The following is a 23,987-nucleotide window of genomic DNA, read 5'->3' as shown; positions in this document are numbered from 1 at the left end:
GCATATGTATGATGAACTAAAAAAAATACTGACACAGAGTGACAATATCGTTTTTTTCGGTGGTGCGGGTGTCAGTACGGAAAGTAATATTCCGGATTTTCGATCACAGAGCGGTATTTACAGTAAGAAGACCTATCCGTATCGTGCAGAAACGATGATCAGCAGTGAGTTCTTTCATGAACATCCCGAGCAGTTTTATGATTTTTATTTCCATGAAATGGTCTATGAGCGGGCACAGCCAAACGATGCGCATCTGGCGTTAGCAAAGCTGGAGGAAATGGGAAAATTAAAGGCAGTTATCACGCAGAATATTGATGGTCTGCATCAGAAGGCCGGCAATCAAAAGGTTTTGGAGCTTCATGGCAGCATACACCGCAATCGCTGCCAGCGTTGCCGTGCAGAGTATGATCTGCAGGAAATGCTGAAGCAGAAGAAGCAGGTGCCGCGGTGTCCGAGCTGTAACGGCATCCTGAAGCCGGAGGTTGTATTGTATGGAGAAAGTCTGGATATGCAGGTCATGGAGGAGGCGATCCTTTTCCTTTCACAGGCAGATGTGCTCATTGTCGGAGGAACCTCCCTTGTGGTGTATCCGGCAGCCGGGCTGCTTCAATATTTTCGGGGATCAAAGCTGATATTGATTAACAAAGAGGAGACTGCGATGGATCATAGAGCGGATCTGGTTATTCACGACGCTATTGGAAAGGTCATGAAAGAGGCAGTTTTGGTATAAAGTAAGGAAATCTGAAAAACAGCTTTGGCGATAAGCTGTCGCATACTATCAAAGTAAAGTCTGTCACAATTCCTGTGTTCTTTCTTACTTTGGGGTGCTTGCAAAAAAGAGAATTCGAATGCTATTGATAATATACAATAGTGTGGAATTCTCTTTTTTTATGTATTCACGATTGTGTAAAATCCGATTCCTGTACAGCTTTTTTATGCTTACCGGCGTTTGTCCTTTAACACGGTATACAGCAGCCACATGCCCAAAAATACGGCGGTCATATAGCCGATAAACCCAATGGCGGGTATACCGAGCACCTTGGGCGTCATGTCGGTTGTGCAGATCAGGGAGCTTGCCATGAGCAGGCCGCAGGATACGATTCCGACAACCAGCTTATTGACCATGTGATTGATGGTTTTTAAGGGTACGCTGGAATCCATGATTTCCAGATTCAGCTTGATGCGTCCCTTGGTGATCATCCGCATGAGCTCACTGAACTGTATGGGGATATCGAGTGTGCGCTTTCCGGCCTCATAGAGCTTTCTTCCCGCATTTACCGCTTCCTTTTTGGCATCCAGCTTTTTGAATATATGCTCGCTGACATGGGCTGCCGCTATCTGAATGATATTCGTCTTCGGATCCAGCAGCGTCATGGTGCTTTCCATGGTTACAAGTCCTCTTGCCAGCATGCTGATGCCTTTCGGCATGGATATACGGTGCTTGTGTGCAATGGTAAAGACCTCCTGAATCGCATCCCCCAGATTGATTTCATTCAGGTCCATATGGATATATTTCTTCATGAAGATTTCCATATCATCATAAAACAGTGTGTAATCAATCCGGCCGTCGTGAACTCCCAGCGTCAGGATGACATCGACCATCAGCTCGGTATCATTGCTGCCAATGGCCTGCACTGCCTTTTTCATAAGGTCCTTGTCGCTGCGCTGCAGGGTTCCCATCATGCCAAAATCAATCCAGATGATCTTTCCATCCCGTATGCGAAGATTTCCAGGATGCGGGTCAGCGTGGAAAAAGCCGTCGTCCACGATCTGCTTGATGTAGTTCTCTGCCAGCTTGGAGGCAATTTCCCGAAGGTCATAGCCGCCTTCCTCCAGTGTTTTGCGATCGTCAATGACAATGCCGTCAATGTATTCCATGACCAGCACCCGGCTGGTCGTGTAGGCCTGCTCAATCAGCGGCGCACCGATATAGGTGATAGACTGATGATTCCGGGCAAATTCCATGGCAAAGCGCGCCTCATTCAGAAAATCCATTTCCTGCTTTGCAGTAAACCAGAATTCATCCATTACGATATTGATATCGATGACGCTCCCCAGCACCTCACTCAGACGCAGCAGCTTTCCAGCTCTACGAATCAAGGAAATATCCCGTTCCATCATCTCATAGATGTAAGGACGCTGCACCTTGACAACGATTTCTCTTCCATCGAGCAAAGAGGCCTTATGCACCTGCGCAATGGAAGCGGAACCCAGCGGTATACGCTCAAAGCTGGAGAATACCTCCTGCATGGGACAGCCGTATTCTTCCTCTATGACGCGCTGTACATCTGCAAAGGGCAAAGGTGCGACATTATCCCGCAGCTTGACAAGCTCCTTGCAATAGCGTTCACTGAACATATCCTGCCGGCTTGCCATGATCTGTCCGATTTTAACGAAGGTAGGACCCAGATCTTCCAGAATTTCCCGAAACTTAACCGGATCAACTCCCTTTGTGATATGATGCTTTTTCAGAATTCCCAGAATCTGAGCAAGCCGGCGTTTACTGCTCAGCGTTTTCACTTCATTCGGATTGCTCATTCTCCATGCCTTTTTCGAGTTCTTCAATATGGGCCTTCAGCATTGCAAGGTCGTCCCTGCTGACCTTTTCCAAATCCTTGCGGATGCTTTCCGTATCAGCCGGAGTTCTCAGCTTTTCCCGAAGGTCATGCTTCAGCTCCTCATTCAGAATTTTACCCTGTTCAACTGTTAATTCACCTTTTTTCACAAGAGCATCAATTACGTCCTTTGATTTTTCTGCTGTAGTGGCAACGGCACCAATGCCTGCCAGCATGATTTTCTTAATATCCTCACTGATGGTATTCATAAAAAATGCCTCCTTTTATTTATATTTATTGTAACACGTTTTCTGTAAAAGTATGAATCTTTTCTGTGAAAAGAATTTCTACGTATGTGCTGCCTGCGATACACGCTTGTGGATGGATTAACAGCTATTTGCGAATCCGGCACTTATCTTCACATAGTCTGCCTGTGTCTTCATTATCATGGGGTAATCAACTGCCTATAAATAAAAAAAGAAGTCAATTGACTTCCTGATTGTTTTCTATGGGGCGACTGATGGGAATCGAACCCACGAATGACGGAGCCACAATCCGTTGTGTTAACCACTTCACCACAATCGCCATAGCGTTCCTGACATTTTATCAGGCGAGTTATATTATAGCCTATTCATTATGTTTTGTAAATACTTTTATTGAATTTTTTTGTAGAAATGTTATAATGCCTTTTAAGGAGTGATTCCATGAAAAAAATAGCGTTGATGTGTGATTCCAGCGCAGATATTACCAAAGAAGAGGCTGTAAAGCTTGGGATACATGTTTTACGGATGCCCATTACCATAAATGGAAAAGAATTTATCGAGGAAGAAACAATTTCCGATCAGGATATTATCGAGGCACTTGGTCAGAATAAGAGTGTTAAAACGGCACAGCCGATCATCGGTACGATGACCCGTATGTGGGATGAACTGCTGGAAAGCTACGATGAAATATTTTACATACCGCTGACAAAGGCCTTATCCGGCACCTGCCGTGTTGCGATGGGGATAGCGGAACAATCACCGTATCAAAATCGCGTGTTTGTTTTGAATTCTGATTTCGTGTGTTATCCGGTTGTTCATATGCTGTTAACCGCTCGCGATATGTTTGAAAAAGGATATACGTGTGTACAGGCAAAGGAAAAGATTGAGCAGGAGGGTGAGCTGTTTGCTATTCTGATTCCGGAAACTCTGACCGCATTAAAAAACGGCGGACGCATTTCGCCTGCTGCCGCAGCGCTGGCAGGATTATTGAAGATACAGCCATTGCTGAAGGTGGAGCATGGGGCGATTGATCTGGTTGACAAGGTGCGAACCCTGAAAAAAGCTTATAAAGAGGGGATCGAGGTTGTTTTAAAGGATATCGATCCAAAGGAATATGACTGGATGATCATTGATGCCTATAATCGAAAGGTCAGTGATGAGCTGAAGGCAGCATTGGAGGAGGCGTGCGGACAACCGGTTGAACAGCGGATTTTCAAGTCTGTCATCATGTCACATACTGGACCGGGAACCATCGGCTTTGGAAGAATTAAGAAAATTCGTTATTAGAACTCAGGCGGACTGAGTTTTTTCATAAAAACCAGGAGGGAATGTATGGATGGACATATTACATTAAAGGGGAATTATCGCAAGGATGTGCTGGATGCTTTTGTGGAGCAGGCGCAGAAAACAAAGCTGTCACAGCTGGTGATTCTGGAGCCTTCCAGTATGTTTCTTGAGTGCGCTTCCTTATATAAAGAGGTTAGGGCGACATATCCCTGCCAGCAGGAATGGTATCAGGCACAGAATATCTGTTCCATTATGGACTATCATGCGTTCATAGATGCGATGCGCAGGGAATCGTTTCCAATCCCTGTGAAATTTGGTATCTGTGTCGATTATTTTACACAGCATGAAATACTTTTATCTCAGATGAAGGCGGCCTATTCCTATGATTGCTTTGTGGGATGTATTCGCTTTATTGACAATATTGCATATTCCTGGGACCCGCAGTCAAAGGAGATGCTCTGGGACAAATACAATGCGGCATTTTTATACCGGCGCTATTATGAAATGATGTATGCATTGATCACCTCCCGTTTGTTTGACGGAGTGAGCGGCTTTGATAATATTCATCATATGCAGATGAAGCCGGGATATTCCCTGCAGCATACCTATAACAAGCTGGCGATGCTGCTTGCCCTGCAGCATATGTATGTGGAGGATGATGCAAGGGATGTGCTCAGTGTGCGGGGAAGCAGCGGAAGACTGAGTGAGGCATTTCGTGAAATTTGCATGGCAAAGCATATACGCATCGTCCCCTGCAGCTATGCGGAAAGACCGGAGGAAATGTGTTACTGATCTTTTTGATACCGGCAGCTCATGCTGCTGTTTAATAGGGCTGCTATGCATTTGATTCAGGTGAACAATTTAGAAAAAGTATGATACTGCTTATGCAGGGAATCTGTTTGCTTTCCTCTTTTCATGCATGCAATTCACATTCAAGAAAGAGTTCCTGATGTCGATTATCAAGCTGAAATTCATTGTGTATATAGATCAAGGAAACCAAAAACCGGAACTCACAGCGCCAGGGCACACAGGAAATAGAAGATCAGGTCTAAGTTTGAAAATCGTTTACAGGTATTGGAAAGTGATATAATTTAAAAAATTATTATAACAATTCAGATGATGCAAAATATGATCATTCAGTTTGTGAATGGAATAAATTTTCAAAAGATTTTGCCAGGATCAAAGAAATGCTCGATTCACGACAAATGGAAGGCTGCTTCTATTCTCTGGAACGTTGTTAATGAGTCATCATCACCTAACATTCATTCCTATGATTTCGTTTCGTCATACAATATAAGGATGTAGTATACAAAATTAAGAAATTATATTAGGTTATCAGCGATTCGTCATCAGATAGTAATCGCTTTTTTTTGGAAAGGAGTGTTACATGACACTTCTTAACTATCGAAAAAGCGTAGCAGTGCTTTTGCCTGATACCTTGTTTATAGTTACTGTGCCGGTTATTCATTTTTTTGTATGCTGTGCAGAACATAATTCGATATGATTATCTTGTTTTCTGATAACAGCATGCCTGTGTTTTGCATAAGTATCTTTTACCCTGATTTTCAGTCAGCGTAAGCATAAACAAAAAACGTCCCGTATGGGACGTATATTATCAATGGCGGAGAGCATGAGATTCGAACTCACGGTAGCTTTCACTACGCCACCTTTCCAAGATGGTGCCTTAAACCGCTCGGCCAACTCTCCAAGGTTACCTCTATTATTTTACTTATTTTCAAAGAAATGTCAACAATAAATTGTATAATTTCCTATTTTTTTGTTTATTCAAAGCTGCTGTTCGCCCGTTTTATTATAAGTATAGCTTTGATAAGGAAAAAAATACCGTCTGGCAGTAATCTCATACATAAAGGAGTATCCTCTATCGTATCCCTGAGCGATGCGTGATGACTGTTCGAACAGGGAGAAGTGATGTTCTTAAGTATACGGTATTGTGATGCTGCTTAATACTACCTCCATTTTGTACTATGTATGCATTCGAAATCTACATACTGATAGAGAATCTATACAGCGGTATGCAGATTCCTTCATATTTATTAATCTGCATATTAGCGCTTATCGTTTGTGCGAATGGCTTTGGCAACCCGGAAGAGGTCTGCTTCAAATAAAAAACAGAAGCTTCTCAGGGCTCCTGTCCGTTACTGCTCCTGCATCAGATTGAGATTTGCACTCAACAGCTTTTCCAGCTGCGCATTATCACTGCTCACCATCCAGACATCCTCTGTTTTCTTCAGCTGTATCTGGACATCCGTAGTTTTCATGACATCTGTTTTCTGCAGACTTTTAAAGAGAACGGTTGCGATGGCTGCTTCGGTTTCCGCATCGCTGACATCCTTTTTGCTAAGCTCCTGTACCTTCTTCTCCGCCTGCTCCATACCGGATTTCAGAGTTTTTGAGAAATCGTACTGCTTGATTTTCACTGTGACAGTTGCCTGATTGTCCTGGATGGTTTCCTTGCCTTCCTTATGCTCAAAATACATCATTTTCTCATATGTCTGCTTCTGCAGCTTTTTGTCAACAGAATCCATATAATCACTGTCATCGACTGAAAATGCTTTTATATTGAAATCCTTCCAGTCACTGGAAGCTTTTACCGCATCACTGTCCTGATTTTGAATGCCGTTTAAAAAGGCTGCCGTCGTTTCCGCAGGGGACCGTGGTGTTTCTTTTTTTGTACAGCCGGATACAGTACAAAGACACATCAGTGCAAGCAGTGCAATCCATTTTTTCATATCGGTACCTCCATATGCGTAATTGTACCACAGCTTTCTGCTTTTTTGACATCTGTGATTGGAAATAATAGAAAGATTTACATGAATTAGCGGATTTTTTAGGAGTTTCCCGATTTTAAATCGTATAGATATAGTGTAAGGAGGTGTTTTATCCTTTCCTGTCGAATGAGGTATGTGTCAAATGCGGGATGCATATGGTTAGGGTGAGGTGATGCATGTGGAAAATAAACGGCTGATTATGCTGTTCGGTATTCTGTTTTCCGTGGTATTCTGTCTGATGTATTATGTGCTGTTTTCCTTTACGCTGGGAAAAGCGAATGATGATAAGCGAACGCTGTATATGAATCAGGTGGGATTATATGAAAAGGCACAGAGTGTGCAGGATATGCAGGAAAAGCTGGAAAAGGAAGGTCTGAAAAGCTATACGATGAAGCAGGATAAGCTGACGGCTGTCGTCTGCGGTGTAAGCAGTGATGAAAAGGAAAGTCAGCAGGTTCAGCAGAAGCTGAAAGCGTTGAAATACAGCTACATTCCGAAAGATGTTACCGTAGAGAATTCCGATGTGGTCAAACTAATTGATGAGCAGGCATATGACAAGGCACTGGAAAGGATTGGAAAATGAAAGTAAAGGAATTAAACAAGGAGGAGCGTCCAAGAGAAAAGGCGCTGCAGCACGGAATAGCGGCGCTTTCCAATCGGGAGCTGCTGGCTCTGGTATTACGCAGCGGCACGCGTTCCATGTCCGCACTGGAGCTGGCAGATGAGGTGCTGAGGCACTGGAGCTCCATGGGGGATTTGGGAAAGGCGAATATGCAGGAGCTGATGGGACTGTCGGGAATCAAGGAGGCGAAAGCCATTTCTCTTCTGGCGGCATTTGAGCTGGGACGCAGAATCGCCTTTGATGAGGTGCTGCATGCACCGGGCATCCATCATCCGCAGGATATTCTGGAATGGGTCAATCAGCAGATCGGCTTTGAACAGCAGGAGCATTTTCTCGTATTGTTCCTCAATCAGAAAAATCAGCTGATCAGCAGCCGCGTGATGTTTGTCGGCACCCTGACCAATGCGAGTGTGCATCCCAGGGAAATCTTTCGGGAAGCGATGCAGCTTGGCTGTGCGAAAATCCTATGTGTCCACAACCATCCGTCCGGTGATCCGCAGCCATCCTCGGCGGATATCTCTTTGACCAGAAGTATTGAGGAGTGCGGCGTCATGACGGCGATTCCACTGATGGATCATATTATTGTCAGCCGCAATACATATTTCAGCTTCGCACAGAAGGGACTGCTGCAGCCGGGACTTTCCTAAAGTTTTCTTAAGATTTTGACAAAAACCAGATTGTCATTGAACTATTTTTCTTTCCCCTATATAATATATGGGAAACATGAAGAAATAGGTGAGAGCATGTCAAAATTGAATCGTTTTCAAAAAATAATCTTAGGCGTTATCGCGTTCTTTGTGATGATAGGTATCCTTTTAAGGAGTATGAGCGGCTCTGTAACAAGCAATATCGGCTATGATGTAGTCACGATGCTGAAATATGCACTGATTGATTATCCGACAGAAACCGTAAAAAATCTGTTCAGTGATTTTGCAAACCTATGGAGCGTGAATGAGGAAAATGACCGGCTGCGCTATGAGCTGAGCAAAAATCCTTCCTACAAGGCAAAGTATGTCAATGAGAAACAAAAAAATGCAGAGCTTGAGGAAGCATTGGGCATCAAAACGAGTGATGATACATATAAACGGACATGGGCGAAGGTTATTCTGCGTGATCAGGCTACCTGGAACAATGAGATTACCATTGATAAGGGCAGCAAGGAAGGCATTAAGGCCGGTATGGCAGTAGAAAGTACGAATGGCATGGTTGGAAAGATCAAGAGTGTTTCCGCTCATACCAGCGTTGTCAAGCTGCTGACCAGTGAAGATAAGCTGAATTCAGCATCCATTAAGATTCTGCTGGATGAAAAGAAAAGCTCTCTGGGTGTTTTGCAGAGCTATGATGTCAAGCGCGGCTGCTATATCGTTTTGCTGTTTGATGACAGCAGTGAAATCAAAAAGGGAATGCAGGTCGTCACAAGCGGCAAGGGCGGCGGCTATCCAAGCGGACTGCTGATCGGCACCGTGGACAGTGTGCAGGCGCTCTCCAATCAGACCGGACAGACCATCTATGTTCGGCCAATTGATGATTTTCAGACGTTCTCAGTTGTTAGTGTCATCGTTGAAAAGGGAGATGAGTAGGCATGGCGCATATCGTCTTTGTCATCATCTGCTTTCTGATCGATGAAATACTTACCGTGATTTTTCCCAACAGCTATCTGATTAACGATCTGCTGTTCATACCGAATCTTGGCTTCTGTGCCATGGTGCTGACAATTCGTAAATTCAGTTTTCTGGATTCCTGCCTGTTCGCTTTTGGCTGCGGTATGATTTACGATTTCTGTTTTGCGAACACGTTTCTGCTCTATGCGATTATTTATACCGTCATAGCGTGTCTGCTGCAGCTGTGGAGCAAGCATATGACGGAGACGCTGATTGAATCGCTGGTTCTCTGTATTGTGACAATTTTCGTCAAGGATCTTCTGATATACTGCTATATGAACTTTCAAAGAATTACCAGTATGTCGCTGATGCTGTGGGCGGAGCGTTATGAGCTAATGACCTTGCTCGCTAATGCGATTCTTGTCATGGTTATTGTATTCCTCATTCGTATCAAGGACGACTATCTGGAAATGAAAGCACTCCGTATACGAAAAGGGGAGAAGGTCGAATGGTTCAGATTAAAATCAAAGGAATAAACGATACCTATCACATTTATGCGCAGTATGATGATGCATCTGCGTTTTTCCAGCAGCTGAAGGAAAGACTCAAATTCTGTCAGAATAAGAACGGACAGTATTTTGAGGCTTTTTTTCATATCGAAGGCTTGAAGCCGCAGCATCTGCAGGAGCTGTTTCAGCTTTGTGCAGATTGTCACACCCTGATTGCCGGCATCAATGAGCTGCCGCAGGAAAAGTCAAGGCGCATTCTGGAACAGGAGCTGCGGGGTGGAGAGCACTACCGCTTTCATGAGCCGCTGCTTTTGCTGGGCAATATCCGTAAGCAGGCCTTCGTGACAAGCAGTGAATCGCTGTATGTACTGGGCAGTGTGCAGGGCAGTGTGGATTTACTGCATGAGGATTGCGTGCTGGCGGCTTCGCATATCGATGGAAATGTGCGGATATGTGATACTCATTTCCAAAATATGACATCCTTTGCGCCCTGCAAAGTCTATTATGAGAACAGACATTTGGAAATGAAGGAATATAAGGAGGAGAGAATGTGGGAGAGGCAATAGCAATTACTTCCGGAAAAGGCGGCGTTGGAAAAAGCAGCGTCTGTATCAATATGGGCATGGTCCTGGCGCAGAAGGGCTACAGGGTTTGTCTGATCGATGTGGATTTGGGCTTGAAAAACCTGGATGTTATGCTGGGGTTGGAAAACCGTGTAATCTATGATTTAAAGGATGTGATGGAGGGGCGCTGTACCCTGGCAAATGCGATGATTCGTGATAAGCGTCAGGATAATCTGTACCTGCTTCCGGCATGCAAAACGATACATATACAGTATTTCCACGGTGAGGATTTAAAAATCGTCGTAGAGGAGCTGAAAAACCAGTTTGATTACATACTGCTGGATACACCGGCAGGAATCGAAAGCGGCTTTATACATTCGATTGCCTGTGTGAGCAGAGCAATTGTCGTAACGACACTTGATGTGACGGCATTGCAGGATGCAGACCGTATCATCGGTATTCTGATGAAGGAGGGAATGGAGCATATTTCCTTTATCGTCAACCGCATGAACGTACATCATATGGATCGGGGTATCAGCGTTTCGCTGGAGGAGGCGAAGCAGTGGCTGTCCATCGATTTTCTCGGCTACGTATTCGATGATGAGAATATGATGCGCTCCAACAATCATGGCAAGCCGATCGTATTGCAGCGGGAAACGCAGACCTACAGCTGCTTTGACAGCATTGTCCGCCGTATGCTGGGACAGCGCTGTCCGCTGCCGAAATATCGTGAAAGGAAATTTTTGCAGAAGCTGTTTGGATGAACGGTTGTCTGCTGAGGCTTATAGAGGCTTCTGACTTGCATAGCAAGGTGAGTCAGAAGCCTTATGCATTCTGCAAGGAATTCTGAAGCCGAGGATATCCGGTATACGCATCGCTGGATGGCAAAGCAGTTTCGGCAGAAACATCATCATATGTCACAATGCACGGCAGTGAGGCAATATCCTCAGAATTTGTTCAAGCATGCTTCGCTGGTTTTTTTTCCTTCGGCATGGTAGAATAGAAAAGTGAAAGTATGGTGGTGTTATGTTAAAAAGATTTCTGAAAAAAATAGATCAGAGGTTTTCTATTTATACCCTGTGCAAGGTGATCTGCGTGTTACTGATTCTGTTCCTGCTGATTAAGACACAGGTTGTATGGGGAAGCTGGTACCGGATGCTGCGATCCATTCTGCAGCCGTTTATCATCGGCTTTGTCCTTGCATATGTGATGCATCCTCTTGTGGAATTTCTGGAAAAGAAGGGGATACCGAAGAATTTTTCCATCATTGCCATATGGGTGTGCGTACTGGTGTTTCTAATCGTGATGCTTGTTATGCTGATGCCGGTACTGTATGATAAAATCAATGAATTTATGACCAGCATGATTGACGGTGTTGTCTGGATTTCCAATAAGATCAAGACTCTCGGAAATATGAAGGATTTCTCACTGGTAAACAGCATCACCAATAATATTGTCAATATCCTGCAATCCTATGATGACTGGGTTCCGCAGCTGGTATCCAGTCTGCCGGGACTGATGAATACGGTTTTGAATGTCGTTACGAACGTTCTGTTCTCTATCATCATTGCAATCTATATGCTGTTTGACTTTGAGCGCATCAAGCGCGGTCTGCGGAAATTTGTTCACCTGTTTTTCAAAAACAGTGATATATATCTGCATGAAATCGATCAGAATGTCACTGTATATCTGAAATCCTTGATTATTCTGATGCTGATTAAATTTATTGAATACTCTGCCTTTTATTTTATGATCGGACATCAGGACTGGCTGATTATCGGCCTGCTGACATCGTTTGGTGTCATCATTCCCTACCTGGGTGGTACGATTGCCAACAGCATCGGTATCATCACAGCACTGACGCTGCCGCCGAGTAACATCGTGGCTTTGATTATCGGTATCATGATCTTATCCAATGTGGATGCCTATGTCATCTCGCCTCTGGTTCATGAAAAGCGCAGTGCCATGGGCCCGCTGATTACCTTATTCGCTGTGTTCGCAGGGGGTGTCATCATGGGAGCTGTTGGCATCATGGTGAGTGTACCTGCAGCGATCGCCATTAAAACCGCTATCGAGGTTTATGAGCAGAAAACGGACCGCAGGCTGTACGATAATGCTGTGGAGCCGGACGTATAAAAAGTAAGCGGTGAAGTGCCTGCAGGCATTACAGAAATAAGGGTACGCAATATACATATAACCATAGACCTGTCAGTATGCACTGGCAGGCTTTTTTATCTTGTGGGAAAGATAGATGCGGGAAGGTGCGGCCAACGGCATTTGCGTGTTATGCCTCTGTGTTCCTGATTTTCTGCCTGAATAATCTCAGCATCCTCATACCAGTTCCATTTCGCTATACAGCACGTGCAAAAGCACAGACTGGAAAGCGGCTGCGGCACTTCTATTTCCAGCAGCGTGCGCATATAGTGTTAGCAGGAGGGATGATATGGACGATTTAAGAAGAGTTAGAAAACGAATCAGAGGCCGAAGATTTGACGGAGCAGGGGCGCAGGAACAGAAGCAGCGTCCGTTCATCCTGTTTCGTATGATCTATCATGCGGTCATGCTCATGATGTGCATCTGTGTTGTCGTACTGGCTCTGCTGCTCAATCAGAAGCTGAATCTGGTAAAAATGCCTGCCGTGATACAGCAGTTCCATCTGGAGGATCTGGGAAGCTGGCTGCCCTTTGAAAACTGGTTTTCACTGAAGGAGGAACCGGTTTCCACATCACCGGTGTATACACTGCTGAAGGACGATCATTATTCCAACGGTACCAATCAGGCACGCAGCGGATATGCCGGTGTCGTGCTTCATGTGCAGAAGCAGGCGGATAAAAAAAGCAGCGTCACCGTAAAGCAGGACAATGGTGCAGTGGTAACCTATGGAAATCTCAATGAGGTCAAGGTAAAGCAGGATGACCGCATTCTCAAGGAGGCTGTTCTGGGGACGGCTGACAGCTATGTAACCATCAACGCATTGAAGGATAATGAGAAAATCAAGGTGAGCGATGCATTTTCATAAGCTGCGGATACGGATATCTCTGCTTTGGCTGCCGTATCTGCTGATGCTGCCGTATCTGCCTGTAGCCCGTCTGATCGGATGGATCTTTATCATGCTTACCATTCATGAGATGGCACATATGTTATGTGCCATTCTCTTTCATTACCCGATTGAACGAATCAATATATACCCCTTCGGACTGGCGGCAACCATAACGCATATTGGTCACGGCTCTTTGGTGAAGGAAATTCTCATTATTTCCGCAGGCCCGCTGATGCATGTTCTGTTTCCATCCCTGTTTCAATTCTGTGTGGCAAAGGGGATCCTGTCACCATCCTTTGCATCCTATCTGCATACGATCAATGCTTCCATTCTGCTGTTTAATCTGCTGCCGATCTATCCGCTGGACGGAGGACGGCTTATGCAGACTTTTTTTCACTGCTTTTTACGCTTTCGTACAGCGGAATATGCAACCCTTATTTGCTCCCTTATTTCCATCACAGCTGTTTTTTACTTTCATTTGCTGCAGGGAGTGAGTGCTGTCATCGTACTGATCTTTCTGATTCTGCAGATTTTCCTGTCCTGGCGCTCGCTTCCTCTGACACAGCTGCAGTTTTTTCATTATCGCAGGCTGCATCCGGTAGCTTATGATCCGATCCTGAATGAATCCTTCGATTTATACCGCGGTCGAAGGAATATCATAAAGTACGGCAGAGGCTGGATTGATGAGAAAGACTGGCTCACGCAGCGCTTCGGCAGCGAGAAAAACAGTAGGCGTCCGTAAAGAAATGTGATATACTCAAAGGGTATGCGGTACCCTTATGGCAGGTGCTGTAAAGACTATTGTACCACAGGGGCATGTAATGGTATAATGGAACGAAAGGGAGGCAGGATCTATGAAGGTAAAACTATTTCTTGTATCTGTTCTGGCGCTGTTTCTTGTCAGCGGCTGTGAAGAGAAAAATCCAAGCATTGCCACAACCGTATATCCTGTACAGTATCTGGTGGAAAGAATCGGCGGTGATGATGTAACCGTGAGCAATATAACAGAAAATACGATGATTCAGCGTGCGCAGATCAAATCCAGCTTTCAGGATATATTGAAGGACAGCGATGCCCTGTTTTATATCGGTGGTTTGGAGCCGTATATGGATTTGTATGTGGACGATATCCGGGATACCGGAGTGGATATGGTGGATCTTGCGACCAAAAGTGCAATTTATAAATTTGAACGCTATACCTCAACAACGATTGACGGCATTACGGCAGGAACGGAAGGCCCGTATTACGAAGGAGAGGAATTTGCCAATCTGGATACCTATGATGCAGACCCCATGCTTTGGATGGATCCGGTAGCGATGACCAGCATGGCGAGTGATATTCGTGACTATCTGGTACAGAAGTATCCGCAGTATAAGGACATTTTCGATGAGAACTACGATGCTCTGGAATTGGATCTGGCCCGGCTGGAGGCAGACTTTCAGGCTATCCCGGACGGCAAGATGAACATCAGCTTTGTTTCTATGACGCCATCCTTTGGAAACTGGCAGAAATCCTATGGTATTAAGGTATATCCGGTAACCTTGTCCAAATACGGAGCACTTCCGACAAGCGATCAGCTGGCAGCTATGAAAAAGCGTATTAAAAGCGATCATGTGCGATATATAGCAATTGAACAGAATCTGAGTGAGGATATGGAGAAGCTGCAGCAGCAGCTGATTGATGAGCTGGCACTGATACCTGTGAATTTGAACAATCTCTCCAGCATTTCAAGCGAAGATAAAAAGGCCAGCAAGGATTATCTGACAATTATGTACGATAACCTAAAAGCACTGGAATCGATAGCATCCTAAAGGTCATAACCGGACCTTTTTCTTTTGAGTTGGATAATTTATCAGGCATCCTTCTTCTAAGAAGCGAAAACTGTGGTAAAATAAGAACGTATGGAGGAACCCCCAATGAAAAAACTTTTACTGATTGATGGAAATTCCATGCTGTTTCGTGCATACTACGCGACAGTATATGGAAGAATGATGAAAACGAGCAATGGTGTGCCGACCAATGCAGTATATGGCTTTATTACGATGATCAACAAGGCGCTGTCCATGGTGGAGCCGGATGCGGTGCTGGTCGCATGGGATGCAGGCAAGCCGACCTTTCGGCATGAGACGTATACCGAATATAAGGGAACCAGAAAAGAACTGGATCAGGAGCTGATCGTACAATTTCCGATTGCCCGTGAATTTCTGGATGCCTATGGCATGAAGCGCTATGAATGCGAGGGTATTGAGGCGGATGATATCATCGGAAGTATGGCAAAGAAATATCCGGATGTGGAAATACATATCTTATCCAGTGACCGTGACCTGCTGCAGCTGATTGATCCGACAACGGATGTCTATCTGATGAAAAAGGGTATCACGGAAATGGAAGTCATGGATGAGGCAAAGCTGAGGGAAAGCATGGGAATCGTACCCTCACAGATTATTGATCTGAAGGCACTGATGGGAGATACCGCGGATAACATACCGGGCGTGAAGGGCATCGGTGAAAAGACGGCACTCAAGCTTTTAAGTGAATATGAAACCGTGGATAATGTGTATGCACATATCGATGAAATCAAGGGCAAGCTGAAGGAAAAGCTGGAAACGGATAAGGAAAAGGCATTTTTATCCAAGTATCTTGCGACGATCAAGGTGGATGCCGAAATCCCGCTCCCCTTTGCGGATATGATGCTGAAGGAGCCGGGGGAAGAACTGCACGATTTCTTTGTGAAATATGAAATGAAGAGCTTTGTAAAGGAAACCATGGATACCAGAGAGGTGAAAAAGGAAGGCAGCCGCACGATTGTGAAGCAGATTTCGCCTGATCTTTTACAGGATGGGGCACTGGTGTATGCCAATGTGGATAATGAAAGCTATTATGATGCACAGCTGTATGGCTTTGCCATCAGTCTGCAGGATCGCACCGAGTACATAGAGCTGTCAGACGCCTTGCAGGATACAGCATTTCTGGAATGGCTGAAAGAAGAAAACGGCAAGGCGGTATATGATGCGAAAAACTTCTATCACGCCCTGCATAAAAACAACATTCCCTTTGCGGATGTTACATTCGATGTCATGATTGCGGCATTCCTGGTGGATGGAACGCTGTCAGATTACGATAAGCTGGCGGAGAAGTATCAGTTTGACCGCAGTCTGTTAAAGGATGATGTATTCGGTAAAAAGGGCAAGGGAAAGCTGGTGGACAGTGACGAGGCTGCCCGCTATGCCATGGCGCAGGCCGATTATTTACAGGATCTGGTTGCCAAACTGGATACAGCGTTACGGGAAATGGAAATGAAGGAGCTGTTTACTACCATTGAAATGCCGCTGACGCATGTGCTGTACGCGATGGAAAAGGAAGGGGTTGTTACCAGCCTTTCCACGCTGGATGAAATCGCAAAGGCGACCAGTGATAAAATCGATGCCCTGAGTGCAAAGATATACGAGATTGCCGGTATGGAATTCAATATCAATTCTCCGAAGCAGCTCGCCGGTATTCTGTATGATGAGCTTGGCTTAAAGGCAGGAAAGAAGCGCAGCACCGCTGCGGATGTACTGGAAAAGCTGGCATCCCAGCATCCAATTATTCCGCTTCTGCTGGAGCATCGCAAGTATCAGAAAATCTATTCCACCTATGCGGTTGGCTTAAGCAAACACGTTTTGAAGGATGGTAAGATTCATACGATTTTCAATCAGATTCAGACACAAACCGGGCGTTTGTCCTCCTCGGAACCAAATCTGCAGAATATTTCCGTGCGGGATGAGGAGGGAAAGGAGATTCGCAAGGCATTTGTTGCAAGTGCGGGACATGTGCTGCTGTCTGCAGATTACTCCCAGATTGAGCTGCGTATGCTGGCACATATGGCCGATGAAGAGGTGATGATCGATGCCTTTAACCATGGCATTGATATTCATACAAAAACGGCAATGCAGATATTTGATGTGGAACACGATGCCGTGGATGCCAATATGCGCAGAAGTGCGAAAACAGTAAACTTCGGTATTGTTTACGGACAGAGTGATTTTGGACTGAGTGAACAGCTGGGTATTACCCGCAAGGAGGCACATGCCTTTATTGATAAGTATTTTGCATCCTATCCGAATATCAAAAGCTTTATGGATACGACGATAGCATTCTGTGAGGAGCATGGGTATGTGAAAACGCTATTCAACCGTCGCCGTTATATCAAGGAAATCAGTGATAAGAACTATATGATGCGGGAATTCGGAAAGCGCGCGGCTATGAATGCACCGATTCAGGGAAGTGCTGCCGATTTGATCAAGCTCGCCATGATTCATATATATAAGAAAATGCAGGAGGAACAGGTGAAATCCCGTATGATTCTGCAGATTCACGATGAATTGATTTTTGATGTCTGGGAAGATGAACTGGAACAGATGAGAACCATTGTCGAGGAGGGCATGCAGCATGCGATGAAGCTGCGTGTACCGCTGATTGCCGAGGCGAATATCGGCAGGACCTGGTATGATGCAAAGTAGGTGATGATATGCCGGAGCTTCCAGAGGTAGAAACAGTTGTCAGAACATTGGAGCATCAGCTGGATCGTGTGATGATTACCGGCTGTGAGGTGTTCTGGAATAATATTATAGGCTATCCGGATGCAGCCACCTTCTGCAGGGATATCGTTGGAAAGACGATACAGGGATATTACCGCCATGGAAAGTATATGCGTTTTGACCTGGGGGATATGGAATGGATCTGCCATATGCGGATGGAGGGGAAGTTCTATGTGCAGCAGCCGCAGGAGCCCTATGATAAGCATGTTCATGTGATTCTGCAGCTAAGTGACGGACGGCAGCTGCGCTATCACGATACAAGGAAATTCGGCAAGATGTATCTGTATGAGAAGCGTGCGGATGTTTCATCCTATCCGTGCTTTAAAAATATCGGATATGATGCCTTTGATGAACGTATTACGGCAGAGTGGATGTACCACACGCTGCATAAGAAAAAGACCGCGCTGAAGGCTGTGCTGCTGGATCAGCGCTATATCGCCGGTATTGGTAATATTTATGCGGACGAAATCTGCTTTGCCATGCATATGCATCCGGAAACGATGATCAATCATTTGCGGAAAAAGGACTTTGAGGAGCTGATCTATCATATCCGTCGAATCCTAAACGGTGCAATACGTGCCGGAGGAACGACGATTCGCTCATATACCTCCCAGCTTGGTGTGGATGGCCGCTTTCAGCTGAAGCTGAAGGTACATGCAAAGAAAGGAGAGGCATGTCCGGTTTGCGGGACGACGATCAAAAAGATTGTCGTCGCAACACGGGGAACCTGTTTCTGTCCGACATGCCAGCGAAGAAGATGAGAACAATTGGACTGACCGGAGTTATGGGAGCCGGAAAATCGAGTGTGATTCGAATATTGCAGGAGGAGGGCATTACCGTGCTGGATTGTGATGCCGTGAATGCACAGCTGCTGCAAAAGCATGAGGAAGGCTATACAGCGCTGATTCAGATGTTTGGAACCGATATTCTGAATGACGAGGGCAATATCATGCACCAGCGGATGAGTGATCTGATCTTTTGCGATCCTGAGAAAAAAAGACAGGCAGAGGGGATTTTGCATCCACTGATAAAGAAACGTATTTTTGAAGAGCTTGCATTACATGCAAAGGAGTCTATTGTCGTTGTGGAGGTGCCGCTGCTCTTTGAGGTACACTGGGAGGATGCCTTTGATGAGGTCTGGGTAGTGGCCTGTGATGAGGAGCTGCTGTTATCCCGTCTGAAGCTGTATCGCCATATTTCCAAAGAGGAAGCGCTGCGCCGCTTACGGCTTCAGCTGCCGCAGCAGGAAAAAATAAAGCGTGCAGATGTCGTTTTTTACAATAACAGCGATTCGGCAAGTCTGAAAAGACAGATTTGTGATATACTGAACATGAAGAGGCAGTTGAGGTGAGCGTGTGAACAGAAAAGAGGATAAATGCCGTATTGAGGTACAGGGCGAAATGACAGCGGAGCGCTATGCTTCCTTTACTATGCTGTATGTTCCCCTGATCGGCAGCGATGCAGCGGCACTGTATCATACGCTGGTCAGCATCGGTACGAGAAATCAGAAGATTCGCAATCATATTCTGATTCAGACTATCAGTAGGCTGAGCATGGAAGCCATGGAGAAAAGCCGGCATGTGCTGGAGCAGTATCTGTTGGTGAAAACCTTTTATGATGCTGCGAAAAACAGCTATCTGTATCAGGTGTTCATGCCCAAGGACGGCAATGAATTTCTCAGACATGAGGTGTTCGGGCGTCTGTACCTGAAGGAAATGGGGAAGGATGTATATGAGTTCAACAAGCTGAGCTTCGCCAAGCCCTGTGAGGATAAGTCAGCGTATCAGGAAATCACCATTCCCTTTGTGAATATTCTGAAGGAGGACTGGCAGGATGTGCAGGAGGAGGATTTCCGCAAGCTGAAGCCACAGCAGGATCTTCTGCATCACAACGATATCCCTTTAAGCTTCAATTATGATCGGTTTTTAACCGGTCTGCCGCAGATGGTATTTCCCTCCTCTGCCCGCAATGAGAAGAATCTGCGGATCATCGGAGAGCTAGCGACGATTCACGGCATCGATGAGATTACCATGCGCAAGCTGGTTTCCCAGAGCATGGATTTGAAAACCAATACGCTTAACGTGGAACAGCTGAAAAAAAAGGTGCGCAGCTGTAAGTCGGAATTTCATGCCGAGGAAAACAAAGATCCCTATCGTCTTCCACCGGTTCGCTTTCTGCAGAACCTGCAGCATGGCGTGGAGGTCAGCCGCAGCGACAAGTATCTGATTGAAGCGCTGATTTCCGATTTCAAAATGAAGCCGGAGGTTGTCAACGTATTGATTGAGTACGTGCTGAAAATGAAAAATCAGCAGTTTCCGAAGGCATACGTTGAAAAGGTGGCAAGCACCTGGGTGCGTCTGGAAATCGATACGAGTGAAAAAGCGCTGGCGCATATTCAACGCGAGACGGAAGAAAAGGGAAGTCGCCGCAAGCCGGTTCAGAAAAAAGAGCTGCCGTCCTGGTATCACAATCAGGAGGAAATCAAGGTGGATGTGGAAGATTTTGATGAAGATGAGCTGCTGCAGAAGATGAAGAAACTGAGAGGTGAGTAAATGGAGAAATTATCATTTGCATTTACACTGAGCGAGGAACAGAAAAAAAAGAAAGAGGCGCTTGTTGCGCGGCTGATGAAAAACGACCATGTGCTTGCCTGGCTGAAACGCAATGGCTGCGACGAGGACTTTGTGTGGAAGCACAGTGGGAAATTTGCAGACTGGACAGCTGTGATGGATAAGTGTGAAGGCTGTCACGGATTAGATTTCTGCCGACAGCCGGAAAAGGGGACACGCGTCGATCTGTATCTGGATGGAATGCTGATGAATCAGATATCGCATTGTACATACTATAAGGAACAGCAGAAGCAGTATGCACATCGCTGCTTCTATAAGCAGATGGATATGCTGGAGGATTATCTGCTGGTGGATGTTACGTGCCTGAGCCTGCAACATGAGGCTGTTGAATATAAGACAGCAGTTGCGAAGGTTATTGACCTGTTAATGAATGAACATCCGCAAAAGGGTTTATACTTATGGGGAAAGCCCGGAGCCGGGAAAAGCTGGCTGGCGGCCGGCATGTGCAATTATTATGCCAAGCAGGAAAAACGTGTGGCGTTCGTCAATGTCCCCAAGCTGATTTCCGATTTGAAGCTTTTGTTTCACGAGCCGGATGCCATGGAGGCAAGGCTTCGCAGTATCCGCAACGCAGAGGTTGTCGTGTTTGATGATATCGGCGGTGAGAGTGTTACGGCCTGGAGCCGGGATGACATTCTGCTTCCGTTGATGGATGCCCGTATGGAAAAACGGCGCCTGACAATATTTACGAGCAATTATTCCATGGAGGAGCTGAAGCAGCGCCTGTGTGCGGCAGCAAGTAAAAGCAGTGAGCCGGTAGCGGCTGAGCGGCTGCTGGAACGCATCCGTGCCTTGTCTTGTGAAATATTTATAAAAGGCGAAACAAGACGAAAATAATGCTAGTAAAAATTGTAATATAATGGTATCATAGTAACCGTGAATGGAGGAATTTTTATGGTAAAACGTATTGGTGTTCTTACTTCCGGTGGAGATGCACCTGGAATGAATGCTGCAATTCGCGCCGTCACAAGGGTTGCACTCAACAGTGGAATCGAAGTCTTTGGTATTTACGATGGATACAAAGGAATGGTGGAAGGCTATATTGAGCCTTTGACAAAAGCCAGCGTCGGTGAAATCATCGACCGCGGCGGAACGATTCTAGGGTCTGCCCGACTTCCCGAATTTAAGGATATTGAAGTGCGTAATAAAGCAGTTCAGCAGTTAAAAAAACGTGGAATTGAGGCTATCGTAGTCATTGGTGGTGATGGTTCTTACCGTGGTGCACTGGCACTGACGGAGATGGGAATCAACTGTATCGGATTGCCGGGTACCATTGATAACGACATCACATGTACAGACTTTACGATAGGGTTTGATACAGCTCTGACGACAATCGTAGAGGCAGTCGATAAGCTGAGAGATACATCAAGCTCACACCATCGCTGTTCGATTGTGGAAGTTATGGGAAACCGCTGCGGGGACCTGGCGATCTGGTCAGGAATTGCATGCGGTGCTGAAATTGTCATTACATCCTCTACAGGCTTCGAGGAAGGTGAAGTGCTGGAGAGACTGCGTGATTTTGATTTAATCAAGAAAAAACGTCATGCGATTGTAGTCATTTCAGAAAAAATTACAGATGTTCACCAATTTGCCAAAAAGGTAAGTTTAAATACTGGATTTTCAGGTAGAGCCACGGTGCTTGGCCACGTTCAGCGTGGAGGATCACCGACACCGACAGATCGAGTATTGGCATCCCGTATGGGAGAAAAAGCGGTGGACCTGCTGATGCAGGGTGTAGGAGGCCAGTGTGTCAGCATTAAGGACAACCAGATTGTATCGGTACCGATCGAAGAGGCGTTGAATATGCCAAGAGAATCCCGCAAGAGATTGCAGAATTTATTCGACAGACTGGTATAGAAGGTTGCTTCTCGCAGTTTTTATTAGGTGATTAGGAAAGGAAATTAACATGTTAGCAAACAGAAAAACTAAGATTATTTGTACGATTGGCCCTGCTTCCGAAAGCAAGGAAATGATGACGAAGCTCGTCGAAAACGGAATGAACATCATCCGTTTGAATTTCTCCCACGGAGATTTTGAAGAACACGGAAACCGTATCAGGAATATCCGTGAGGTCGTTAAGGAAACAGGAAAAAATATCGCAATTCTGCTGGATACAAAGGGACCGGAGGTACGTCTGGGCGAATTTGAGAACGGCGTGGAAACGTACGAGAAGGGCGATATGGTTACCATCGTTCGTGAAAAAATATTAGGAACACACGAGAAATTTCACATTCAGTGTCCGGAAATCTTCGACGATGTTGAAGTTGGCGGAACCATTCTGATTGATGATGGGAAAATGCGTCTGACCATTCTGGAAAAGAGGGAAGGCGAACTGAAGTGCCGTATTGAGAACCCGGGACAGCTGAAGAGCAAGAAGGGCTGTAACCTGCCTGGTGTGAAGCTGAGTATGCCGTTCATCTCTCCGAAGGATGACGCAGATATCCGTTTCGGATGCCAGATGGGCGTGGATTATATCGCTGCATCCTTCACAAGAAGAAAAGAAGATATTCTGGCAATCCGTAAGATTTTAAGAGAAGAAGGAAAACCGGATATCCAGATCATTCCGAAGATTGAAAATCAGGAAGGCTTCGACAATCTGGAAGAAATTCTGGAGGTAGCGGATGGTGTCATGGTAGCTCGTGGTGACCTTGGTGTTGATGTTTCCTTTGAGCTGGTACCAATCTATCAGAAGAAAATCATCAAAACAGCAAATGCCATGGGAAAACCTGTTGTTACTGCTACGCATATGCTGGAGTCTATGCAGGGAAATCCAAGACCGACGCGTGCAGAGGCGAGTGATGTTGCCAACGCCGTGCTGGATGGAACAGATGCAATCATGCTGAGCGGGGAATCTGCTGCAGGTCTGTATCCAATCGAGGCTGTACAGACAATGGATCGTATTGCGAAGGCGATGGAGCCGACCATTCCGTTCAGAGACCGTTTGAAGGCAAGCATCAAGACGAGCCAGAGAACAAAGAATGATGCGATTGCTATTTCAGTAGCGGATACGGCTATGGCACTGGATGTTGCGGCTGTTATCGCGTTTACACAGAGTGGTACCACAGCAAGAAGAATTTCAAAATTCCGTCCGGAAGCACCGGTTATCGCCGTTACCTTTGATGAAAAAACGCAGCGCTCTCTTGCTATGAACTGGGGTGTTACGACAGTACTTTCTGAGGTCGCAAATAATCAGAACAATGAGTGTGAGCTGGCTAGAGCGATCGCGAAGGAAATGGGAATCAAGGTTGGTGAAACCATCATTATCGTTGCCGGATATCCGGTAGGAAATGGTGCTACCAACACAATGAAGATTATTGAAGTAAAATAAGAAGAATACCGGGCATGAGTGATCATGCTCTTTTTTTGCGTTGCAGCTGCGTGTTTTTTGCCTGAAATTTGCGTGGGAACTGCACGGTGTTTCATGGTATTATACTAATGTAAAGAATTGAAGGAAACATGAGCCTGTCGTGTTTCTTTTTTTTGAAAGGAGGTTGTAAGAATAAAAGCGGTATTGCGTCTCATGAAATCTATAGTATAATGATTACGTG

23 protein-coding genes, 2 tRNA genes and 1 pseudogene are annotated in these 23,987 nt (G+C 45.5%); 21 read left to right on the top strand and 5 right to left on the bottom strand.

What is annotated here, in order from left to right; translation table 11 throughout:
* Positions 1-4: 4 nt before the first annotated feature.
* Entirely contained in the window at positions 5-730 is a 726-nt protein-coding gene (locus tag G4D54_11665) for an NAD-dependent protein deacylase (protein ID QJA03056.1), read from the top strand.
* A 209-nt stretch (positions 731-939) separates the two neighbouring features.
* Here G4D54_11665 and G4D54_11660 read toward each other — a convergent pair whose 3' ends face one another.
* The 3 genes from G4D54_11660 to G4D54_11650 form a co-directional block, all read right to left on the bottom strand.
* Complete coding sequence (locus tag G4D54_11660) at positions 940-2,538, bottom strand: AarF/ABC1/UbiB kinase family protein (GenBank protein QJA05193.1); 1,599 nt, start codon at positions 2,536-2,538, stop codon at positions 940-942.
* A complete protein-coding gene (locus G4D54_11655) occupies positions 2,522-2,824 on the bottom strand; it encodes an aspartyl beta-hydroxylase (protein QJA03055.1) in 303 nt (100 codons plus the stop codon). The genes G4D54_11660 and G4D54_11655 overlap by 17 nt, the downstream gene beginning before the upstream one ends.
* Positions 2,825-3,064: 240 nt before the next feature.
* Positions 3,065-3,140, bottom strand: a tRNA-His gene (locus G4D54_11650).
* Between the two features lie 119 nt (positions 3,141-3,259).
* Here G4D54_11650 and G4D54_11645 point away from each other — a divergent pair.
* The 3 genes and pseudogenes from G4D54_11645 to G4D54_11635 all read left to right on the top strand — a co-directional run bounded on the left by G4D54_11645 (position 3,260) and on the right by G4D54_11635 (position 5,157).
* Entirely contained in the window at positions 3,260-4,105 is an 846-nt protein-coding gene (locus G4D54_11645) for a DegV family protein (GenBank protein ID QJA03054.1), read from the top strand.
* Positions 4,106-4,150: 45 nt separating this feature from the next.
* Complete coding sequence (locus G4D54_11640) at positions 4,151-4,897, top strand: hypothetical protein (protein ID QJA03053.1); 747 nt, start codon at positions 4,151-4,153, stop codon at positions 4,895-4,897.
* 45 nt (positions 4,898-4,942) lie between these two features.
* Positions 4,943-5,157: pseudogene (locus tag G4D54_11635) on the top strand (hypothetical protein).
* A gap of 567 nt (positions 5,158-5,724) precedes the next feature.
* Here G4D54_11635 and G4D54_11630 read toward each other — a convergent pair.
* Both G4D54_11630 and G4D54_11625 read right to left on the bottom strand, forming a co-directional pair.
* A tRNA-Ser gene (locus tag G4D54_11630) sits at positions 5,725-5,812 on the bottom strand.
* A gap of 449 nt (positions 5,813-6,261) precedes the next feature.
* Positions 6,262-6,855 carry a hypothetical protein gene (locus G4D54_11625; protein ID QJA03052.1) on the bottom strand — a complete coding sequence of 198 codons (594 nt, stop codon included), beginning with the start codon at positions 6,853-6,855 and terminating at the stop codon, positions 6,262-6,264.
* Between the two features lie 211 nt (positions 6,856-7,066).
* Between G4D54_11625 and G4D54_11620 the strand changes: the two genes are divergently transcribed.
* The 17 genes from G4D54_11620 to pyk all read left to right on the top strand — a co-directional run bounded on the left by G4D54_11620 (position 7,067) and on the right by pyk (position 23,767).
* On the top strand, positions 7,067-7,477 hold the full coding sequence (locus G4D54_11620; protein QJA03051.1) for an SPOR domain-containing protein: 411 nt from the start codon (positions 7,067-7,069) through the stop codon (positions 7,475-7,477).
* Positions 7,474-8,163, top strand: coding sequence for a JAB domain-containing protein (locus G4D54_11615; protein ID QJA03050.1), 690 nt, complete (start codon positions 7,474-7,476; stop codon positions 8,161-8,163). Before G4D54_11620 ends, G4D54_11615 begins: the two co-directional genes overlap by 4 nt.
* Before the next feature lie 96 nt (positions 8,164-8,259).
* Entirely contained in the window at positions 8,260-9,096 is an 837-nt protein-coding gene (gene mreC, locus G4D54_11610; GenBank protein QJA03049.1) for a rod shape-determining protein MreC, read from the top strand.
* 2 nt (positions 9,097-9,098) lie between these two features.
* Positions 9,099-9,653: a rod shape-determining protein MreD gene (locus G4D54_11605; protein QJA03048.1), complete on the top strand. Its 555-nt coding sequence runs from the start codon at positions 9,099-9,101 to the stop codon at positions 9,651-9,653.
* Positions 9,626-10,192 carry a hypothetical protein gene (locus tag G4D54_11600; protein QJA03047.1) on the top strand — a complete coding sequence of 189 codons (567 nt, stop codon included), beginning with the start codon at positions 9,626-9,628 and terminating at the stop codon, positions 10,190-10,192. The genes G4D54_11605 and G4D54_11600 overlap by 28 nt, the downstream gene beginning before the upstream one ends.
* Positions 10,177-10,953: a septum site-determining protein MinD gene (minD, locus tag G4D54_11595; protein QJA03046.1), complete on the top strand. Its 777-nt coding sequence runs from the start codon at positions 10,177-10,179 to the stop codon at positions 10,951-10,953. The genes G4D54_11600 and minD overlap by 16 nt, the downstream gene beginning before the upstream one ends.
* A gap of 262 nt (positions 10,954-11,215) precedes the next feature.
* Positions 11,216-12,325, top strand: coding sequence for an AI-2E family transporter (locus tag G4D54_11590; protein QJA03045.1), 1,110 nt, complete (start codon positions 11,216-11,218; stop codon positions 12,323-12,325).
* 307 nt (positions 12,326-12,632) lie between these two features.
* Positions 12,633-13,208, top strand: a complete 576-nt coding sequence (locus G4D54_11585; protein QJA03044.1) for a peptidoglycan DD-metalloendopeptidase family protein — start codon at positions 12,633-12,635, stop codon at positions 13,206-13,208.
* Positions 13,195-13,971, top strand: coding sequence for a stage IV sporulation protein FB (locus G4D54_11580; protein QJA03043.1), 777 nt, complete (start codon positions 13,195-13,197; stop codon positions 13,969-13,971). Before G4D54_11585 ends, G4D54_11580 begins: the two co-directional genes overlap by 14 nt.
* A 112-nt stretch (positions 13,972-14,083) precedes the next feature.
* Positions 14,084-15,040 carry a zinc ABC transporter solute-binding protein gene (locus G4D54_11575; protein ID QJA03042.1) on the top strand — a complete coding sequence of 319 codons (957 nt, stop codon included), beginning with the start codon at positions 14,084-14,086 and terminating at the stop codon, positions 15,038-15,040.
* Positions 15,041-15,145: 105 nt separating this feature from the next.
* Complete coding sequence (gene polA, locus G4D54_11570; GenBank protein QJA03041.1) at positions 15,146-17,731, top strand: DNA polymerase I; 2,586 nt, start codon at positions 15,146-15,148, stop codon at positions 17,729-17,731.
* Between the two features lie 8 nt (positions 17,732-17,739).
* Positions 17,740-18,570 (top strand): DNA-formamidopyrimidine glycosylase, encoded by an 831-nt coding sequence (mutM, locus tag G4D54_11565; GenBank protein ID QJA03040.1) that lies wholly within the window; start codon positions 17,740-17,742, stop codon positions 18,568-18,570.
* Positions 18,567-19,160: a dephospho-CoA kinase gene (locus G4D54_11560; protein QJA03039.1), complete on the top strand. Its 594-nt coding sequence runs from the start codon at positions 18,567-18,569 to the stop codon at positions 19,158-19,160. The genes mutM and G4D54_11560 overlap by 4 nt, the downstream gene beginning before the upstream one ends.
* Positions 19,161-19,164: 4 nt before the next feature.
* Positions 19,165-20,361: a DNA replication protein DnaD gene (locus G4D54_11555; protein QJA03038.1), complete on the top strand. Its 1,197-nt coding sequence runs from the start codon at positions 19,165-19,167 to the stop codon at positions 20,359-20,361.
* Positions 20,362-21,276, top strand: coding sequence for an ATP-binding protein (locus G4D54_11550; GenBank protein QJA03037.1), 915 nt, complete (start codon positions 20,362-20,364; stop codon positions 21,274-21,276).
* Between the two features lie 57 nt (positions 21,277-21,333).
* Positions 21,334-22,296 (top strand): 6-phosphofructokinase, encoded by a 963-nt coding sequence (pfkA, locus tag G4D54_11545; GenBank protein ID QJA03036.1) that lies wholly within the window; start codon positions 21,334-21,336, stop codon positions 22,294-22,296.
* Positions 22,297-22,345: 49 nt separating this feature from the next.
* Positions 22,346-23,767, top strand: a complete 1,422-nt coding sequence (gene pyk / locus G4D54_11540; GenBank protein ID QJA03035.1) for a pyruvate kinase — start codon at positions 22,346-22,348, stop codon at positions 23,765-23,767.
* The last annotated feature ends 220 nt before the right edge of the window (positions 23,768-23,987 follow it).

Source organism: [Clostridium] innocuum, assembly GCA_012317185.1.
Classification (GTDB): Bacteria; Bacillota_I; Bacilli_A; order Erysipelotrichales; family Erysipelotrichaceae; genus Clostridium_AQ; species Clostridium_AQ innocuum.
Note: the sequence above shows the minus strand (reverse complement) of the source record. Positions and strands in the feature narration are given on the sequence as shown.

What these genes read in the sequence shown, in the direction of transcription:
- polA (QJA03041.1), top strand. Translation starts at nt 15,146, where the DNA reads ATGAAAAAACTTTTACTGATTGATGGAAATTCCATGCTGTTTCGTGCA.
- pyk (QJA03035.1), top strand. Translation starts at nt 22,346, where the DNA reads ATGTTAGCAAACAGAAAAACTAAGATTATTTGTACGATTGGCCCTGCT.
- G4D54_11575 (QJA03042.1), top strand. Translation starts at nt 14,084, where the DNA reads ATGAAGGTAAAACTATTTCTTGTATCTGTTCTGGCGCTGTTTCTTGTC.
- G4D54_11580 (QJA03043.1), top strand. Translation starts at nt 13,195, where the DNA reads ATGCATTTTCATAAGCTGCGGATACGGATATCTCTGCTTTGGCTGCCG.
- G4D54_11590 (QJA03045.1), top strand. Translation starts at nt 11,216, where the DNA reads ATGTTAAAAAGATTTCTGAAAAAAATAGATCAGAGGTTTTCTATTTAT.
- mreC (QJA03049.1), top strand. Translation starts at nt 8,260, where the DNA reads ATGTCAAAATTGAATCGTTTTCAAAAAATAATCTTAGGCGTTATCGCG.
- G4D54_11560 (QJA03039.1), top strand. Translation starts at nt 18,567, where the DNA reads ATGAGAACAATTGGACTGACCGGAGTTATGGGAGCCGGAAAATCGAGT.
- G4D54_11550 (QJA03037.1), top strand. Translation starts at nt 20,362, where the DNA reads ATGGAGAAATTATCATTTGCATTTACACTGAGCGAGGAACAGAAAAAA.
- G4D54_11625 (QJA03052.1), bottom strand. Translation starts at nt 6,855, where the DNA reads ATGAAAAAATGGATTGCACTGCTTGCACTGATGTGTCTTTGTACTGTA.
- G4D54_11645 (QJA03054.1), top strand. Translation starts at nt 3,260, where the DNA reads ATGAAAAAAATAGCGTTGATGTGTGATTCCAGCGCAGATATTACCAAA.
- G4D54_11655 (QJA03055.1), bottom strand. Translation starts at nt 2,824, where the DNA reads ATGAATACCATCAGTGAGGATATTAAGAAAATCATGCTGGCAGGCATT.
- mutM (QJA03040.1), top strand. Translation starts at nt 17,740, where the DNA reads ATGCCGGAGCTTCCAGAGGTAGAAACAGTTGTCAGAACATTGGAGCAT.
- G4D54_11605 (QJA03048.1), top strand. Translation starts at nt 9,099, where the DNA reads ATGGCGCATATCGTCTTTGTCATCATCTGCTTTCTGATCGATGAAATA.
- G4D54_11665 (QJA03056.1), top strand. Translation starts at nt 5, where the DNA reads ATGTATGATGAACTAAAAAAAATACTGACACAGAGTGACAATATCGTT.
- G4D54_11620 (QJA03051.1), top strand. Translation starts at nt 7,067, where the DNA reads ATGCATGTGGAAAATAAACGGCTGATTATGCTGTTCGGTATTCTGTTT.
- G4D54_11615 (QJA03050.1), top strand. Translation starts at nt 7,474, where the DNA reads ATGAAAGTAAAGGAATTAAACAAGGAGGAGCGTCCAAGAGAAAAGGCG.
- pfkA (QJA03036.1), top strand. Translation starts at nt 21,334, where the DNA reads ATGGTAAAACGTATTGGTGTTCTTACTTCCGGTGGAGATGCACCTGGA.
- G4D54_11600 (QJA03047.1), top strand. Translation starts at nt 9,626, where the DNA reads ATGGTTCAGATTAAAATCAAAGGAATAAACGATACCTATCACATTTAT.
- G4D54_11660 (QJA05193.1), bottom strand. Translation starts at nt 2,538, where the DNA reads ATGAGCAATCCGAATGAAGTGAAAACGCTGAGCAGTAAACGCCGGCTT.
- G4D54_11585 (QJA03044.1), top strand. Translation starts at nt 12,633, where the DNA reads ATGGACGATTTAAGAAGAGTTAGAAAACGAATCAGAGGCCGAAGATTT.
- G4D54_11640 (QJA03053.1), top strand. Translation starts at nt 4,151, where the DNA reads ATGGATGGACATATTACATTAAAGGGGAATTATCGCAAGGATGTGCTG.